Consider the following 223-nt stretch of genomic DNA (forward strand, 5'->3'; position numbering starts at 1 on the left):
GGTGATCTCGTCCTTGAAGCGCCCGCCCTCGATGGCCGCGCAGGCCTTCTGCTGGGAGGCGGCGGCGAAGGCGTCCTGGGCTTCACGGCTGATGCCGTACTTCTCCACCAGGTTCTCCGCGGTGATGCCCATGTGGTAGTCGTTGAAGGCGTCCCACAGGCCGTCCTGGATCATGGTGTCGACCAGCTTGGCGTGGCCCATGCGCAGGCCGGTGCGGGCGCCG

General features: G+C 68.2%; 1 pseudogene. It reads right to left on the reverse strand.

Going from position 1 to position 223, the window contains the following annotated elements:
• Positions 1-223 (reverse strand): annotated as a pseudogene (locus WFQ67_RS30285) (acetyl-CoA C-acetyltransferase); the annotation flags it as partial.

The sequence above is a fragment of the Pseudomonas sp. USHLN015 genome (assembly GCF_037153275.1).
GTDB classification, from domain to species: Bacteria; Pseudomonadota; Gammaproteobacteria; order Pseudomonadales; family Pseudomonadaceae; genus Metapseudomonas; species Metapseudomonas tohonis.